Origin of the sequence: Caulobacter sp. Root1455 (genome assembly GCF_001426905.1) — a bacterium.
Classification (GTDB): Bacteria; Pseudomonadota; Alphaproteobacteria; order Caulobacterales; family Caulobacteraceae; genus Caulobacter.
In genome coordinates, this window is the sequence record NZ_LMFQ01000023.1 from 214,198 (window position 1) to 230,290 (window position 16,093).

At 69.6% G+C, this 16,093-nt stretch carries 17 protein-coding genes; 12 read left to right on the forward strand and 5 right to left on the reverse strand.

The window, feature by feature from the left end:
* Nucleotides 1-633 carry a TMEM175 family protein gene (locus ASD21_RS16790; RefSeq protein WP_056443750.1) on the reverse strand — a complete coding sequence of 211 codons (633 nt, stop codon included), beginning with the start codon at nt 631-633 and terminating at the stop codon, nt 1-3.
* Nucleotides 634-775: 142 nt separating this feature from the next.
* On the opposite strand from ASD21_RS16790, the gene ASD21_RS16795 reads away from it, so the two are divergent.
* Nucleotides 776-1,714 carry a CPBP family intramembrane glutamic endopeptidase gene (locus tag ASD21_RS16795; protein WP_056443753.1) on the forward strand — a complete coding sequence of 313 codons (939 nt, stop codon included), beginning with the start codon at nt 776-778 and terminating at the stop codon, nt 1,712-1,714.
* Between the two features lie 9 nt (nt 1,715-1,723).
* Here the strand turns inward: ASD21_RS16795 and ASD21_RS16800 are convergent, their stop codons facing one another.
* The gene (locus tag ASD21_RS16800; RefSeq protein WP_056443756.1) at nt 1,724-3,271 is read right to left on the reverse strand and encodes a pseudouridine synthase; all 1,548 of its coding nucleotides are present in this window, start codon (nt 3,269-3,271) and stop codon (nt 1,724-1,726) included.
* Between the two features lie 129 nt (nt 3,272-3,400).
* Between ASD21_RS16800 and ASD21_RS16805 the strand changes: the two genes are divergently transcribed.
* Genes ASD21_RS16805 through ASD21_RS16815 form a run of 3 tightly spaced genes read left to right on the forward strand, consistent with a single transcriptional unit; the run spans nt 3,401 to nt 4,840 of the window.
* The gene (locus tag ASD21_RS16805; RefSeq protein WP_056443761.1) at nt 3,401-3,949 is read left to right on the forward strand and encodes a DUF7662 domain-containing protein; all 549 of its coding nucleotides are present in this window, start codon (nt 3,401-3,403) and stop codon (nt 3,947-3,949) included.
* Nucleotides 3,921-4,364, forward strand: a complete 444-nt coding sequence (locus ASD21_RS16810; RefSeq protein ID WP_082554815.1) for a type II toxin-antitoxin system VapC family toxin — start codon at nt 3,921-3,923, stop codon at nt 4,362-4,364. Before ASD21_RS16805 ends, ASD21_RS16810 begins: the two co-directional genes overlap by 29 nt.
* Nucleotides 4,361-4,840 carry a nucleoside deaminase gene (locus tag ASD21_RS16815; RefSeq protein WP_156390526.1) on the forward strand — a complete coding sequence of 160 codons (480 nt, stop codon included), beginning with the start codon at nt 4,361-4,363 and terminating at the stop codon, nt 4,838-4,840. The genes ASD21_RS16810 and ASD21_RS16815 overlap by 4 nt, the downstream gene beginning before the upstream one ends.
* A 47-nt stretch (nt 4,841-4,887) precedes the next feature.
* Here the strand turns inward: ASD21_RS16815 and ASD21_RS16820 are convergent, their stop codons facing one another.
* On the reverse strand, nt 4,888-5,295 hold the full coding sequence (locus ASD21_RS16820) for a hypothetical protein (protein ID WP_056443763.1): 408 nt from the start codon (nt 5,293-5,295) through the stop codon (nt 4,888-4,890).
* 128 nt (nt 5,296-5,423) lie between these two features.
* Here ASD21_RS16820 and pseB point away from each other — a divergent pair, with 128 nt between their 5' ends.
* On the forward strand, nt 5,424-6,458 hold the full coding sequence (gene pseB / locus ASD21_RS16825; protein ID WP_056443766.1) for a UDP-N-acetylglucosamine 4,6-dehydratase (inverting): 1,035 nt from the start codon (nt 5,424-5,426) through the stop codon (nt 6,456-6,458).
* Complete coding sequence (gene pseC / locus ASD21_RS16830) at nt 6,458-7,663, forward strand: UDP-4-amino-4,6-dideoxy-N-acetyl-beta-L-altrosamine transaminase (RefSeq protein ID WP_056443768.1); 1,206 nt, start codon at nt 6,458-6,460, stop codon at nt 7,661-7,663. The genes pseB and pseC overlap by 1 nt, the downstream gene beginning before the upstream one ends.
* 15 nt (nt 7,664-7,678) lie before the next feature.
* On the opposite strand, the gene ASD21_RS16835 is transcribed toward pseC, so the two are convergent.
* On the reverse strand, nt 7,679-9,400 hold the full coding sequence (locus ASD21_RS16835; RefSeq protein WP_056443769.1) for a hypothetical protein: 1,722 nt from the start codon (nt 9,398-9,400) through the stop codon (nt 7,679-7,681).
* Nucleotides 9,401-9,620: 220 nt separating this feature from the next.
* On the opposite strand from ASD21_RS16835, the gene ASD21_RS16840 reads away from it, so the two are divergent.
* The 5 genes from ASD21_RS16840 (at nt 9,621) to ASD21_RS16860 (ending at nt 13,231) form a co-directional block, all read left to right on the forward strand.
* Nucleotides 9,621-10,331 carry a response regulator transcription factor gene (locus ASD21_RS16840; protein ID WP_056443770.1) on the forward strand — a complete coding sequence of 237 codons (711 nt, stop codon included), beginning with the start codon at nt 9,621-9,623 and terminating at the stop codon, nt 10,329-10,331.
* 7 nt (nt 10,332-10,338) lie between these two features.
* Complete coding sequence (locus ASD21_RS16845) at nt 10,339-12,042, forward strand: sensor histidine kinase (RefSeq protein WP_082554830.1); 1,704 nt, start codon at nt 10,339-10,341, stop codon at nt 12,040-12,042.
* Complete coding sequence (locus ASD21_RS16850) at nt 12,039-12,473, forward strand: HPr kinase/phosphorylase (RefSeq protein WP_056443772.1); 435 nt, start codon at nt 12,039-12,041, stop codon at nt 12,471-12,473. Before ASD21_RS16845 ends, ASD21_RS16850 begins: the two co-directional genes overlap by 4 nt.
* Nucleotides 12,474-12,548: 75 nt before the next feature.
* Nucleotides 12,549-12,956, forward strand: coding sequence for a PTS sugar transporter subunit IIA (locus ASD21_RS16855; protein WP_056443774.1), 408 nt, complete (start codon nt 12,549-12,551; stop codon nt 12,954-12,956).
* A complete protein-coding gene (locus ASD21_RS16860; RefSeq protein ID WP_035080715.1) occupies nt 12,953-13,231 on the forward strand; it encodes an HPr family phosphocarrier protein in 279 nt (92 codons plus the stop codon). Before ASD21_RS16855 ends, ASD21_RS16860 begins: the two co-directional genes overlap by 4 nt.
* Before the next feature lie 167 nt (nt 13,232-13,398).
* Here the strand turns inward: ASD21_RS16860 and bioB are convergent, their stop codons facing one another.
* Complete coding sequence (gene bioB, locus ASD21_RS16865) at nt 13,399-14,409, reverse strand: biotin synthase BioB (RefSeq protein WP_056443778.1); 1,011 nt, start codon at nt 14,407-14,409, stop codon at nt 13,399-13,401.
* A gap of 107 nt (nt 14,410-14,516) precedes the next feature.
* On the opposite strand from bioB, the gene ASD21_RS16870 reads away from it, so the two are divergent.
* On the forward strand, nt 14,517-16,082 hold the full coding sequence (locus ASD21_RS16870; protein ID WP_056443782.1) for a CYTH and CHAD domain-containing protein: 1,566 nt from the start codon (nt 14,517-14,519) through the stop codon (nt 16,080-16,082).
* Nucleotides 16,083-16,093 lie beyond the last annotated feature (11 nt).

Here is a 16,093-nt window from a genome sequence, read left to right on the forward strand (position 1 = left end):
TCAGGCCTCGGCCTCGGCCGCGTCGGGCTTGGGCTGCAGGCGACGACCGATAAGGGTGAGGGCCGCCGAGACGACCGCGATGGCGATGAAGCCCCAGACCGTGCCGGTCAGCACGCTGACGAACGTCAGGCCGCAGAACAGGCCGGGCAGCAGCGAGACCCGCGCCAGGATGAACAGCCGCGTCGACAGGTCGATCGGCTCGACCAGCTTGCCGATGAAGGCCGCGTAGCCCCAGGCCAGGCCCTGGGCGATCCCGACGCCGGCGACCAGGCCGACATAGAGGATCAGCGCGCCGGCGCTGTTGGCTTCCCACAGCAGCTGGGTGCCCAGGGGCAGCAGCGCCACCAGGCCCAGCATCAGGAAGTTGAGCACGTCGAGCACGCCGTCGGCCTTCACCAGGCGGGAATAGGTGCGGCGATGGCTGATCCACAGCACGCCGATCGCGGCGAAGCTGACCGCGTAGGCCAGCAGCTTGGCGGCCATCAGGTGAAAGAACGATCCCACGTCGCCATGCCAGCCCTCGGGCGGATGGATCTCGATGGCCAGCAGGGTGATGGCGATCGCGAACACCGCGTCCGAGAACAGGATCAGCCGGTGCAGGTGCTGTGCTTCCTTGTCGGTGATATCGGTCATGCGCGCCCCGCTTCCTGTCCCGCCGCGTTTCTGCCCGGATGTGTGCCGCGCGCCGGCCATCGCGGCAAGTCGCGTATCGCATGGCTTGCGCCGCGCGCGGCGAACGCCTAGCGATGATCCTGGGTCAGGATCGAAAACAGTGGTGCTAGCAGAGCTTCGACGGTCGCCGTTCCTGGACGATCTGACGCCGGCCGACCGGCGCGTCGTTCCGCTTCTGCTGACCCTGCCCATCGGCATGATCGCGGCCGTGCTGGCGGCCGTGATCTGCGGCGCCGCGGTGTTCGTGGCCTTCGCGATCGGTGGCGGCGGGGTGGATGCGCCCGAGCGGATGATGGCCGCGATCGGCCGCGGCGAGACGCCGACCGGCTTCACCCAGGTCGCCTTCATGCTCAGCCTGCTGGCCTTCGCCAACGGCGGCATGGCCCTCGCCTTCGTGGGGGTCGCCGCGCTGCTGCACCGCCGCCGGCTGGCGTCGTATTTCACGATCGCGCCCCGGTTCCGCTGGCGGCTGCTGCTGCTGGGCCTGGGCCTGTTCGCGGTGACGATCGGGCCGCTGCTGCTGGCCTCGGCGGCGCTGGACCCCAAGGCGCCGGGCGCGCCGATCCTGGCGGTCAGCCCGGACCTGGCTGGACGCCTGATCTATGCGCTGATGGTCGTGTCCCTGCTGCTGATCGCCGCCGCCGCCGAGGAGCTGGTCTTCCGGGGCTGGCTGATCAAGGTGGTCGGCGCCTGGTTCCCCGATCCGCGCGTCGTGCTGGTGCTGAGCGGCCTGCTGTTCTCGGCGATCCATTTCGATCCCAATCTCGACGCCTTCCTGACGCGGCTGGCCATGGGCGTGGGACTGGCCTGGATGACCCTGCGCCTGGGCGGCGTCGAATTCGCCATCGGAGCTCACGCGGCCAACAACATCGTCATCCTGCTGTTCATCCAGCCGATGGCGCTGAAGCCCGAGCCGCCGCACGCCTTCCCGCCCGAGACCCTGGTCATCGCGCCCCTGATGCTGGCCGGCTACGTGGCCCTGGCCGAGATCGCCGCGCGGTGGGCGCCGCTGCGTCGCTGGACCCGGCTGGCGGCCACCTGAGCTAGAGCGTCACCGCTTGCCGCGCGGCGGAGCCCCCGAGCCGCCCGGACGCGGACCGCTGGGCTTGCCGCCCGGGCGCGGAGCGCCCCCGTGGGCATCTGCGCGCGGAGCGCCCCTATGGGCGTCTGCGCGCGGGGCGCCCTTGGGGCCGTCGGGGCGAGCGCCGGCCGACTTGGCCATGCCCGGCTTGGACCACACCTTGCCCGCCTCGCCGGGCTTGGAGCCGGCGGTCTTGGGGCCGGCGGTCTTGGGGCCCGCCGCCTTGACCGTGCCGGGCTTGCCGCCCGTCCTGCCGTCCTTCTGAGCCGGACCGTCGCCCAGCGGCTTGTAGCCATTGGCCCGCAGCGCGCCGAGCTTCGGCTTGTCGGACCCTTTCGAGGGTCGGGCGTCCTTGCCTTGGGCGGCGCGCTTGTCGGCCGCGTTCTTGTCGGCCATCTCCTTGTCGCGGATCCGCTTGGCGGCCGCGTCGCGGTAGGACAGCGGCTTGGGGCCGATCATCTTGCTCTCGATCGACTTCTTGGCCGGACGCACGGGCTCGCGGCCGACGATCGACGGCTTCTTCTTGGGCTTGGCCCAGCCCGGCTTGCGGACGAACTTCTCTTCCTCGACCTTTTCGTCGGGGATCAGGATCGAGGTCTGAACCGCCTTGTTGGTGCGGGGCACGCCGCGTCGCTGCATGTCGCCGCCGCCCGCCGTGCCGACGGCCTTCAGCGGATCGGCCACGCCGATGAACTGCGGCTTGTCGCCCTTGGGCATGTTCTCTTCGGCGACGATGCCTTCCAGCAGTTCGCGGATCACCCGGGGCCCGACCTCCTCGACCTGGCCCGGCAGCAGCGTCCCCAGCGCGAACGGGCCATAGGACAGGCGGATCAGGCGGTTGACCTTCAGGCCGATGGACTCCAGCACCCGCCGCACTTCGCGGTTCTTGCCCTCGCTGAGCGACAGGGTGATCCAGATGTTCTTACCGCCGGCCTTTTCCTGGGCCTTGTCCAGGCGGGCCTCGATCGGGCCGTAGCGCACGCCCTCGACCGTGCACCCGTCCTTCAGCTTGTCCAGCTTGGCCTGGGTGGTGTCGCCGAAGGCGCGAGCGCGATAGCGGCGCACCCAGGCGTTCTGCGGCATCTCCAGCGCCCGCGACAGGGCGCCGTCATTGGTCAGCAGCAGCAGGCCCTCGGAGTTGAGGTCCAGGCGTCCGACCGAGATCAGGCGCGGCAGGTCGCGCGGCAGGGCCTGGAACACCGTCGGGCGCTGCTTGGGATCGTTGTGGGTGGTCATCAAGCCGCTGGGCTTGTGATAGCGGAACACCCGCGTCGCCTCGGGCTCGTCGATCATCTTGCCGTCGACGGTCAGGATGTCGCCGGGGCGGACCTTGACGGCGGGGGTGGTCAGGACCTCGCCGTTCAGCGCCACCCGGCCGTCCTCGATCAGCCGTTCGACCGCGCGCCGCGAGGCCACGCCGGCCCGGGCCAGCATCTTGGCGACCCGCGCGCCCTCTCCGTCGTCGTCCTGACCCGGAATGGCGTTGTCATGCAGGTGGGGCTGGTATTTCTCGGTCACGGCGTCGGTCCTTCAAGGGCTGGGCGCATCTCACGATGGGCGGTTTTCTAATGCGCACCGAACCGGGCGGGGATCAAGGTGGACGCATATCAGGAATAGTATATACTTCGTGTATCGCGGAGACATACTATGAAGCCGACGAAGTACGAACCGCTGAAGCGTCACCTCGAGGGGATGTTCCAGCACGGCGAGGTGCGTCTCTCCTTCGCGGAGATCGAAAGGATCCTGGGCTTTTCATTGCCGCCCTCGGCCTACGATGCTCAGCCCTGGTGGTCGAACACCCGCGCGGGCCACTCACAGGCGGCCGCCTGGCTGGACGCCGGGTGGAAGACCGCCACGTTGGACCTCGCGGCGCGTCAGGTGAGCTTCGTAAAGGCCGCCGCGCTCGGCGTGGCCGAGGACGGGGCGAGCTTTCAACACCAGGATACGGAAGCCATCGTCCTGCCGATCGCGGCGCTCCACACGCGTGCCCTGCGTATGATCGACGAGCATGTGAAGGAGCATGGCGGCGACCGGTCCGGCGCCTGTGTCGCCCTGCTAGATCAACTGGCCAATGACCGGCTCGCGGCGATGGTCGACTGGTTCCAGAAGCGGTCGCCTCCCTTGACGGACGATGTCGATATCGTCGCCCTGATCCAAGAAGGCCGTGATGAGCGCGACGAGCGCTATGAGCGATGAAGTGGTGCTGGACGCTTCGGTCGCCGTGAACTGGCTGCTTTCGGGATCGCGTCCGGGCGGGACACTGCCGTTCTTCCGTGCGGAGGTGCGACGCAGCGCGCCGGACCTGATCTTCGCCGAGTTTGTGTTTGTCGCGAGCCGGCTGGTTCGACGCGGCTTGGTTTCGAAGGTGGCGGCTCGCGAGACAATCGAGAAGCTGCCGTATCTGCTGGACGAGGTCGCGCCTCTGAGCGATTTGGCTGTGTCGGCCTATGATCTTGCGGCCCGTTACAGCTTTTCCACCTACGACGCCATCTACCTGACCCTCGCCCTGCTGCGCGATGTTCCCCTCGTCACGGCCGACGCGAGGCTTGCCAGAAGGGCGGTCGACGTCGGCCTGGCCGGCCATGTCCGCCTTTTGACCCCGGAGTCATGACCATCACCGCCCCCTCGCTCACCGACGAAGCCGCCATGGTTCTGGCCCTGGACGAGGCGCGTGCCGCCGCGGCGCGCGGCGAGACGCCGGTGGGGGCGGTGATCCTGAACCCCGCGACGGGCGAGGTGATCGCCAAGGCCGGCAACGGTCCGATCGGCGCCCACGACCCTACGGCTCACGCCGAGATCGCGGCCATGCGGATCGCCGCCGCCAAGCTCGGCAACTACCGCCTGACCGACCTGACCCTGGTGGTGACCCTGGAGCCCTGCGCCATGTGCGCCGGGGCGGTCAGCCACGCGCGGATCGGCCGGGTGGTGTTCGGGGCCGAGGATCCCAAGGGCGGGGCGGTGGTCCACGGCCCGAAGTTCTTCGCCCAGCCCACCTGCCACTGGCGGCCCGAGGTCGTCGGCGGGGTGATGGCCCAGGAGAGCGCGGACCTGCTGCGGGGGTTCTTCAGGGAACGGCGGAAGAAGTGACGCCCCCAGGCCCGTCATCGTCGGACAAGCCCGAGGATGACGGTGAGTTAGTTCACCATCGCCGAGCCGAGCAGCACCTTGGCGCCCTTGCGGCCCAGGACCTTGTCGGCGGCGTCCTGCATCTGGCCGCCCAGATAGTTCAGGTCCGGCGCCGCGCCGCGCGGCAGGTTGGCGGTGTAGGTCATCAGCACCTGGGCGAAGGCGGCGCGCAGGCGGGGCTCGGACTGCTGGGCGCGCTCCATCAGGGCCGGATCCGGCGACTGCACCCCGGTCTCGAGGGTCATGACGCCCCGGCGGCCGTCGCGGCGGATCGTGGTCGCCGTCAGGGGCTGCAGGGCGAAATAGGTCACGGGCGCGGCCTTCTCGGCCTTGCCGTGACCGGCGAAGGCGGGCGGGGCGGCCAGGCTGGCGGCGGCCAGCAGCGACAAGACGGACAGGGCGATTGCGCGGCGCATGCGCCCTTATGGCACGATGGGATTGACGTCCTCTTTACGTCTGACGGGCACAAAGGGGCGTTAACCATGAATCGTCCCGCGCGCGGCAGACCGCGTACAGCTCGCGGCGGGGGCGCAGGAGACTGAAATTGGGGCGCTTTTCACCGAAAACCCTCGATCTGGACGGCAAGGTCATCCTGGTGACCGGCGGCACCGGTTCGTTTGGCCGTCGTTTCATCGAGACCGTCCTGCGACGCGCCGACCCGCGCAAAGTGATCGTCTATTCCCGCGACGAATTGAAGCAGAGCGACATGCAGCTGGAGCTGCGCGAGCAGTTCGACGAAGCGACCTATGGCAAGATGCGCTTCTTCCTGGGCGACGTGCGCGATCGTGAGCGCCTGACCCTGGCCCTGCGCGGCGTCGACATCGTCATCCACGCCGCGGCGCTGAAGCAGGTGCCGGCCGCCGAATACAACCCTTCCGAATGCATCCACACCAACGTGCTGGGCGCCGAGAACGTGGTCTGGGCCAGCCTCAACAACCACGTCAAGCAGGTGGTGGCCCTGTCGACCGACAAGGCCTGCAACCCGATCAACCTGTACGGCGCGACCAAGCTGGCCTCCGACAAGACCTTCGTGGCGGCCAACAACCTGTCGGGCGACATCGGCACCCGCTTCTCCGTGGTCCGATACGGCAACGTGGTCGGCTCGCGCGGCAGCGTCGTGCCGCTGTACAAGCGCCTGCTGGGCCAGGGCGTGACCGAGCTGCCGGTCACCGACGCGCGGATGACCCGGTTCTGGATCACCCTGAACGAGGGCGTGGAGTTCGTGCTGTCGTCGCTGGAGATCATGCGCGGCGGCGAGATCTTCGTGCCCAAGATCCCGTCCATGACCATGCCCGACCTGGTCAAGGCCATGTCGCCGGACGTCGGCATGAAGATCGTCGGCATCCGCCCAGGCGAGAAGCTGCACGAGATGATGATCAGCGCCGACGACGCCCGCGCCACCGTCGAGCTTTCCGACCGCTATGTGATCGAGCCGACCTTCGTGGAATATCCGCGCAAGGCCTTCCGGGGCGAAGCGGAGGCCAAGGACGTGGCCGAGGGCTTCAGCTACAGCAGCGACAACAACGACGACTGGCTCAGCGAGGACGGCCTCAACGCCATGCTGGCCGAGAAGGCCTGATGCCGCCCTCCGCGGGAGACAGCGCGGCGCCGCTCCCCTTCCTGCCCTACGGCCGTCAGACCATCGAGGACGACGACGTGGCGGCGGTGGCGGCGGCCCTGCGCGCCGACTTCCTGACCACGGGGCCCACCGTCGAGGCCTTCGAGGCGGCGTTCAAGCGGAAGGTCGGGGCCGAGCACGCGATCGCCGTGGCCAACGGCACCGCCACCCTGCACCTGGCCATGCTGGCCCTGGGGATCGGCGAGGGCGATCTCTGCATCGCGCCCTCGGTCACCTTCCTGGCCACCGCCAACTGCGCCCGCTATGTCGGGGCCGAGGTGGTGTTCGCCGATGTCGATCCGGGCAGCGGCCTGATGACGCCCGAGACCCTGGCCGAGGCGCTGAACCGCGCCGGTTCAGGCCCGTTCGGCGGCCGTCGGATCAAGGCCGTGCTGCCCGTCCACCTGCGCGGCGACGTCTGCGACCTGCCGGCCCTGCGCGAGCTGGCGGCCGGGGCCGGGGCGGTGCTGGTCGAGGATGCGCCCCACGCCCTGGGTTCGGTCGGGACCTTCAACGGCGTCGCCCACCCGGTCGGCGACGGCGCCTTTTCCAGCTTCGCCAGCTTCTCGTTCCATCCGGTCAAGACCCTGGCCACCGGCGAGGGCGGCATGCTGACCACCAATGACGCGGCCCTGGCGGCCCGGGCCCGATCCTTGCGCGGCCACGGCATGGTCCGCCCGGCCGGCGCCGAGCCCTGGGTCTACGAGATGCCGGAGCTGGGCTTCAACTACCGCATCCCCGACGTGCTCTGCGCCCTGGGGATCTCGCAGCTTTCCAAGCTCGACCGCTTCGTGGCCCGTCGCCGGGCCCTGACGGCGCTCTATGCCGAGAAGCTGGCCGCCCTGGCCCCGACCGCGCGCCTGGCGACCAGCCCGGCCTGGTCCGACCCGGCCCTGCACCTGCTGACCGTGTTGATCGACTTCGAAGCCGCCGGCACGAGCCGCCGCGCGGTGGTCGAGGCGCTGAAGGCGCGCGGCGTGGGCAGCCAGGTCCACTACATCCCGGTGCACACCCAGCCCTACTACCAGACCCGCTACGGCGCCCTGGACCTGCCCGGCGCCGAGGCCTGGTACGCTCGCTGCCTGACCCTGCCGCTGTATCCGACGATGGCGGATGGGGATGTGGATCGCGTGGTCGAGGCGCTGGCCAAATCCCTCTCTCTTTGAGAGAGGGCGAGCCGCCTAAGCCGCCGCCTTCTGCTGGAACATGCCCTTGAGCAGCTCCATGGTCTCGGGCGAGTTGGCCAGTTCTTCCCGGGCTTCCGGCGCGCGGGCCAGTTTCATGGCCTCGATCCTGGCCTTGTCGGCGACGGGGCCGGTGGGGCCCGCCTCGCCCATGGCCAGCTTGATCAGCACCGAGATCTTCTGGGGCAGGGGCGCGGGGGCGCGGACCAGCATGGCGACCAGGCGGGCGTCGATCTCGATCATGCCGCCCACCTCGCCCAGCCGGGCGCACAGGGGTTCGTAGTCCTCGACCACCAGGCCCGAACGGACCAGGGACCTTTGCAGGGCGGCCAGGGCGGCCAGCTTGGCGGCCGCCGAGTCCGGTCCCTGGCGCAGCTCGCGCTCGAAGCGCAGCGCCAGGACGTTGGCCGACAGCCAGCGGGCGGCCGTGCGCTTGTTGACCGCGCCCATGACGTTCTCGGCCAGACGGATCAGCATCTGCACCTCCTCGCGCGACGAGCGGTCGCGGCCGAGCAGGGCTTCGATGAACTCGCCGTTCAGCAGGGTCTTGGACCGGGTCGTGAAGGCGCTGGTGATGTCTTCCGGCGGCAGGATGCGGCCCGCGGCGGCCGTCAGGCTCATGGCCAGGGCGCGCAGGAACTCGATCTCGGCCTCGGCGTCGGCGGGCTTGAGGCGGCGCACGCCGTTCAGCTCCTTGAGCACCCGCTGGGCGATCGACATCCGCACGGCGGGGAATTCCTCGCCGCTCAGCCAGTCGCACAGGCGCTTGGCCGTGCCGTTCAGCTCGGGCATGCAGTTGCGCACCCCGGCCTCGACGCGGATCAGGCCTTCGACCTGGGCGCCGCCCGCCAGGCGGGTCATGGCCGCCAATGTCGTGCCCAGGTCGGCGTCGCCCCCGGCGCTGTCAGCGCCCAGCAGGTCGGCCATGCCGGCCTTGGAGCCGATGATCTCGGCCAGGGGCGTCTCGATGGCGGCCAGGGCGGCGGCGCGGGCCTTGGGTTCGGTGGGGGCGGCGTCGGCCAGGTCGAGCAGGCGGGCCAGCTTCTCGGACCAGTTCTTGCCGGGCGCGATCGAGGCGGCGACGCCGGCCCCCAGCAGGAAGGCGCGGTCGGGATCGATGGCCAGCCGTTCGGCGGCGCGGGCGAAGCCTTCCTTGTCCAGGTCGGGCAGGTCGCCCTTCTTGAACGCCTTCATCAGGTTGGCGACGGTGCGCTCGACCAGGCCCTGGAAGGTGCGGATCAGCTCGTGGACCGACATGCCCCGGGCCTCGGCCTCGGGGATGGCGATCTTCTGCAGGGCGTGCTGCAGGTCGGTGCCGGAGGCTTCCAGCTTCTCGACCAGGTCGGGACGGTGCAGCAGCTCGAACGGGGTGGCGTGGTGACGCTCCAGGAAGCCTTCCAGCAGCCGGCCGATGCGGTCGCGCGCGTGGGCGGTGTAGAGGTCGGCCGGCTGGACGCAGAGGGGTTCGAGATCCTCCTGCACCTTCTTGGGCTTGCCGCCGTCGACCTGGCCCTTGGTGAAGATCGAGATCGACTTGTATTCGCGGGTCTCGGGGTCGAGGGTCTCCTTGCTGACCCGCACGGCGATCGCTCGGCCCTGCTCCAGCGCCTCCTCGGCGGTCTGCAGGGCGTGGGTGCGGACCTCCGTCGCCATGTCGAGCGTCCACTGCGCGCCGGGCTTGCGGCGCACGAACAGCTCGTAATGGACTTGATCGCTCATCGGCAAAACGCTCCCCGAGGCTCGGTTATGGGATACAAGACCTTAAGGTGAGGTTGCCGCCGGACACGCTCGTCGGGACGCGCCGCAATCGCGCCACGCTGGAGCCGCAAAAGATCGGGAAAGCTTAGCCGCCCCTAAGCGTTGTTGGGGGGTGCGTTGTAGCGGGCGTCGCCGGTCGGTAGTATCGACAGGCACTCTTCGAAAGGACCCTTAGGGCTCGATGGCCGATATTACTCTCATCGACGACGACGAAAACATCGTCGCCTCGGTTTCGCTGGCGCTGGAAAGCCATGGCCACGTGGTGAAGGCTTACTACGACGGCGCGTCGGGACTCGACGCGGTCGAGAGCCAGGCGCCCGACCTGGTGATCCTGGACGTCAAGATGCCGCGCATGGACGGCATGGAAGTGCTGCGCCGCCTGCGTCAGACCACCGAGATCCCGGTGATCATGCTGACCTCCAAGGACGACGAGATCGACGAGATCCTCGGCTTCAACCTCGGGGCCGACGACTACATCCACAAGCCGTTCAGCCAGCGCCTGCTGCTGGAGCGGGTCAAGGCCGTGCTGCGCCGGGCCCGTCCGGAGGAGGAAGACGCCGCCGGCGCCGCGCCGGGCTCGGCCAATTCCAAGATCATGAAGCGCGGCAAGCTGACGCTCGATTCGGCGCGCCACGACAGCCTGTGGGACGGCAAGCCGGTGCGCCTGACGGTCACCGAGTTCCTGCTGCTGCAATCGCTGGCCCAGCGCCCGGGCTTCGTGAAGAGCCGCGACAACCTGATGGACGCCGCCTACGACGATCAGGTCTATGTCGACGACCGCACCATCGACAGCCACATCAAGCGCATGCGCAAGAAGTTCCGCCAGGTCGATCCGGAGTTCGATTCCATCGAAACCCTGTATGGCGTCGGCTACCGATATCGCGAATCCTGATCGCAAGATGGCCGGGGACCCCGGACCCGAGGGCAGGCGGAAGCGGCGACTGACCTGGTCCGGGTTCGCCTGGCCCAAGCTCGGCTGGCCCAAGGGCTCGCGCCTGGGCCGGCTGATCATCGGCCTCAACCTGCTGGCCCTGGCGGTGCTGCTGGGCGGGGCGCTGGTGCTGAACGAGCTGCGCAGCGGCCTGATCAACACCCGCATCGACAGCCTGACCACCCAGGGCGAGCTGATCGCCAACGTGATCGACGCGGCCGCCACCGAGGGCAATCCCGAGCCGCGCCTGTCGCCCGGGCTGGCCAGCGACATCCTGCAGAGCCTGTTCATCCCGCGCTCGCAGCGCGCGCGGCTGTTCGACGCCCAAGGCAATCAGCTGGCCGATTCCTACGTCGTCGCCGACCGGGTGGAGTCCAAGGTCCTGCCGCCCGCCCGCAAGCCCGGCAAGCCGTCCTTCGGTCTGCCGACCCAGGATTCCGACGCCAAGCCGGAGGTGGCGCGCGCGGCGCGGGCCGCCCTGGCCGCCGAGATCGCCCAGGCCAAGCTGGGCGAGCCCGTGGCCGGCACCCGCATCGACGAGATGGGCGAGCGGGTGGTGTCGGTGTCGATCCCCATCCAGCACGTGCGCGCCGTGCTGGGGGTGCTGACCCTGGAGGCCGGCGACATCGACCAGATCATCGCCGCCGAGCGCAAGGCCCTGCTGCCCTTCGCCCTGATCGCGATCGCCACCACCCTGATCTCGTCGTTCCTGCTCAACCGCCTGATCGCCCAGCCGGTGCTGCGCATGGCCAGCGCCGCCGACCGCGTGCGGCTGGAGGGCGCCCGGGCCATCTCCCTGCCCGACATCTCCGACCGCAAGGACGAGCTGGGCGACCTGTCGCGGGCCCTGGAGGAGATGACCGACTCGATGTCCGAGCGGATGGACGCCATCGAACGCTTCGCGGCCGACGTGGCCCACGAGATCAAGAACCCCCTGACCTCGATCCGCTCGGCGATCGAGACCCTGGACCTGGTGACCGACCCGGCGGCCCGGGCCCGGCTGCTGGGCATATTGCAGCAGGACGTCACCCGCCTGGACCGGCTGGTCACCGACATTTCCAACGCCTCAAGGCTGGACGCGGAGCTGTCGCGCGAGGCGCCGCGGGCCTTCGAGCTGAACCTGCTGCTGACCGAGGTGATCCATCTCTACGAGGCCCAGCTGCGCCCGGGCGAGGCGCCCGGCAGCGTGCGGGTGACCCTCGACGCCAAGGCCGCCCCGCGGCACGCTTGGGTCATGGCCCGCGAGACGCCGATGGGGCAGGTGTTCCGCAACCTGATCGACAACGCCCGCTCGTTCAGCGCCGCCGGCGGCGAGGTGCGGGTCACCCTCAAGCGCGATCCCGGCCTGCGCGACCATCACAACCGGCTGGTCGTCACGGTCGACGACGACGGTCCTGGGGTTCCCACCGAAAACCTGGAGACCATCTTCGAGCGGTTCTACACCTCGCGGCCGAAGGGCAAGGCGTTCGGCGGCAATTCGGGCCTGGGGCTGTCGATCGCCCGCCAGATCGTCGAGGCGCACGGCGGAACCATGCGGGCCGAGAACCGCAAGGACGCACAGGGCCGGGTGATCGGCGCGCGGTTCTGGGTCGACCTGCCCGAGGCCGGACCGCAACATCCCCATCACGGCGGCCAACGCGACGCCCAACGCGATGGGGGCGCGCGCGAATGATCCGCCATGCGGGACTGATCGCCCGCCGGATCGCCGGCGATTGGCGTGGCGCGCTGATCGAAGGCCCGTCGGGCGTGGGCAAGAGCGACCTGGCGCTGCGGGCCCTCGACCAGGGCTTCGTCCTGGTCGCCGACGACCGCACCCTGGTGTTCCTGTCCGGCGGCAAGCTCTACGGCCGCGCGCCCGACGCCCTGGCCGGACAGGTCGAGGCGCGGGGCCTGGGCGTGCTGCCCAAGCCCTATCGACCGTTCTGCCGGATCGACCTTCTGGTGCGCTGCGTGGATCGGCCGCAGGCGGTGGAGCGGCTGCCCGATCCCATGTTCGAGGTCATCGAAGGCGTTTCCACGCGCGTGCTCGACCTGTGGCCTCTGGAACCCGCCGCGCCGACGAAAATCAGGTGGATGTTTGAGCATCTTGGAGTCGCCGACTAACAAGCGTATCAAGGCGGCCCGCGCGGCCCTCCCTGGCCGCCACGGGTTATGGGGATCCCGTTTGAGAGATCAGGCATGATCGGGCTCGTGATAGTCACGCACGGGCGGCTGGCGGAGGAGTTCGTCTCCGCCATGGAGCACGTGGTCGGACCGCAGAGCGCGGTGAAGGCCATCTGCATCGGCCCGGAAGACGACATGGAACGTCGCCGGTCCGACATTCTGAAGGCGTGCGCCGCCGTCGACCAGGAGGGCGACGGCGTGATTCTGCTGACCGACATGTTCGGCGGCACGCCGTCGAACCTGGCCATCTCGGTGATGGAGCAGACCAAGGCCGAGGTGATCGCCGGTCTGAACCTGCCGATGCTGATCAAGCTGGCCAGCGTGCGCCAGCGCGAGAACCTGCAGGCCTGCGTCGCCCACGCCCAAGAGGCTGGACGCAAATATATCTCCGTGGCCTCCTACGTGCTCGCTGGGGAAAAGTGAGTCGCATGGCGGCGCGCACGGTCGAGATCGTCAATGAGCGGGGCCTGCACGCCCGCGCCTCGGCCAAGTTCGTCAAGCTGGCCTCGGGTTTCGACGCCGAGGTCACCGTCGCCCGCGAAGGGACCAGCGTCGACGCCCGCTCGATCATGGGCCTGATGATGCTGGCCGCCGGCATCGGCTCGACCATCGACATCGCCGCCGAGGGCCCCGAGGCCGACGCCGCGGTCGAGGCGTTGACCGAGCTGGTGTCGAATAGGTTCGACGAGGAGCGCTAGGCGCTCGTCCCAGGTCCTCCCCCCGTGGGGGAGGTGTCGGCGCAGCCGACGGAGGGGGCAGCGATCGGCAGCCGCCGCCCGCAGGATCGACAACCCCAAAACTCCCCCCCACCGATCGCTGCGCGATCGCCTCCCCCACGGGGAGAGGGTCTTCGGAGACGGCTCGACTATTCCGCCGCCACGGCTTCCGGCGCCGCCGCCTTCACGCCCATCGGACGCAAATCCAGGTCCTGGAACAACGCGCTGTCCTCGTCCTGGCCGGGCAGGGGCGTGGTCAAGAGCTTGCCGCCGACGAAGATCGAATTGGCGCCGGCCAGGAAGCACAGCGCCTGCAGCTCACGGCTCATCTCGTCGCGGCCGGCCGACAGGCGGACCATCGACTTGGGGCAGACGATGCGGGCCACGGCGACCGTGCGCACGAACTCGATCGAGTCGATCTGGCCTTCCTTCAGCACTTTGTCGCCCAGCGGCGTGCCGCTGACCGGCACCAGGCCGTTGATCGGCAGGCTGTCGGGATGGGCCGGCAGGGTGGCCAACTGGCGCAGCAGGCTGGCGCGGTCGCGCCGCTGCTCGCCCATGCCGACGATGCCGCCGCAGCAGGTGCTCATGCCGGCGTCGCGGACGTACGCCAGGGTGTCGAGGCGCTCCTGGTAGGTGCGGGTCGACACCACGTCGCCGTAATATTCCGGGCCGGTGTCGAGGTTGTGGTTGTAGTAGTCCAGGCCCGCGTCCTTGAGCGACTTGGCCTGCTCGGGCGTCAGCATGCCCAGCGTCGCGCAGGTCTCCAGGCCCAGCGCCTTCACCCCGCCGATCATCGCCGCCAGCTTGGGCAGGTCGCGGTCCTTCAGCTCGCGCCAGGCCGCGCCCATGCAGAAGCGCTGGGCGCCGCCGTCGCGGGCCTCGCGGGCCTTGGCGATCACCACGTCGGCGTCCATCAGCTTCTCGGCCTTCAGACCGGTCTTGAAGTGGGCGCTCTGGCTGCAATAGCCGCAGTTCTCGGCGCAGCCGCCGGTCTTGACCGACAGCAGCTGCGACAGCTGCACCTCCGACGGATCGAACCCGGCCCGGTGGACGGTCGCGGCCTGGAAGACCAGCTCCATGAACGGCAGGTCGAACAGGGCCTCGACCTGGTCGAGGGTCCAATCGTGGCGGGGCTGGGCGAAGTTGATCTGGCTCATGGCGCGCAGGTTTGGACTCGGGCACCTCGATTGGCAAGCACGTCCCGCGTGCGTGGCTTTCAAGACCCGATGCAGCCAAAACCCGTCGGCCAAGTTATGATTGTCGCATGGATCACGAAATCGAACTGAAGTTCCTGATCGCCCCGGAGGCTTCGAACGCGATCCTGGCCCGGCTGGAAGGGCGGGAGGCGGTTCGACAGCTCGACGCCACCTATTTCGACACCATCGACCACGCGCTGCGCAAGGCGGGCTTCGGCCTGCGCATCCGCGACGGCGAGAACGGCCGCAAGCAGACCCTGAAGTCGGCCTCGTCCGGCGGGGTGTTCGCCCGCGGCGAATGGGAGAACGCGGTGGCCGGCCCCGAGCCCGACCGCGATCTTCTGGCCCAGACCCCGGCCGCCAAGGCAGTCAACGGCGACACTCTAGTTGCGGTGTTCACCACCAACGTCAAGCGCGTGACCCGGCTGATCGAACGGGACGGGGCTGTCATCGAGGCGGCCCTGGACCAGGGCGAGCTGCTGGCCGACGATCGCCGCGTGGCGGTCAGCGAACTGGAGCTGGAGCTGAAGACCGGGCCGGCCCAGGCGCTGTTCGACCTGGCCCGCGACGTCGCCGCTCACGCCCCGCTTCGGCTGTCGCTGGTGAGCAAGGCGGAACGCGGCTACGCCCTGGCGCTCAACGAGGCGGACGGTCCGCGCCCCGACACCCCCTTGGATCCTGGATCGACGACCGGCGAGGCGCTGCAGGCGCTTGGCCGGGCGGCCCTGTGCCGCCTGTGCGCCGCCGCCGAGAGCCTGCGGACCCGTCCCGGTCCCGAGCGGGTGCACAAGCTGCGGGTGGCGGCCCGCCGGTTCCGCGCCCTGCTGTCGACCTTCAAGGCCCTGGCCGATGATCCCGCCGCCCGCCATGTCAAGGCCGAGCTGAAGTGGCTGGCCGACGAACTGGGCGCGGCGCGGAACCTGGACGTGTTCATCGCCGACGTCTGGCGGCCCGCGGCCGAGAACCAGAGCGCGCCGGATCAGGTCGGGCTGGACCCGGCCGGGCAAGACCAGCCCGACCCCGTCCAGAACGAGGCCGCCGAAAACCAGACCAGGGCCCTGGCGGCGTTCGGCAAGGCGTTGCTGACCGCCCAGACGCAAGCCTACGCCAAGGCCGACGAGGCCGTGGACAGCGCCCGCTTCCGGACCCTGGCCATCGACGCCGCCGCCTGGCTGGAGGCCGGAGCGTGGACGACCGACAAGCGCCTCCAAAAGCGCCGCGACAAGCCCGCCGCCGGCTTCGCCGCCAAGGCCCTGGACAAGCGCCGCCGCCGCATCCGCGAGGACGGCCGCGACCTGGCCGCGCTCAGCCCCGAGGACCGCCACCACCTGCGCATTCGCGGCAAGAAGCTGCGCTACGCCGTCGACGACCTGGGCGGGCTGTTCCCCGACCATCCCAAGCGCCTGGCCCGCTTCGCCGAGGCGGCCAAGACCCTGCAGGACGCCCTGGGACGGCTCAACGACCTGGCCGCTCGCGAGGCCCTGGCCCACGAGGTGGCGCTGTCCTGCGAGAATCCGGAGGCGGCCTTCGCCGCCGGGCGTCTGACGGCGGGTCGCGCGGAGCGAGAGGCCGAACTTCTGGTTGAGGCTCAGGGCGCTTATGTCACATTCATCGAGGCCAAACGGTTCTGGTGACCGTCGCCTCT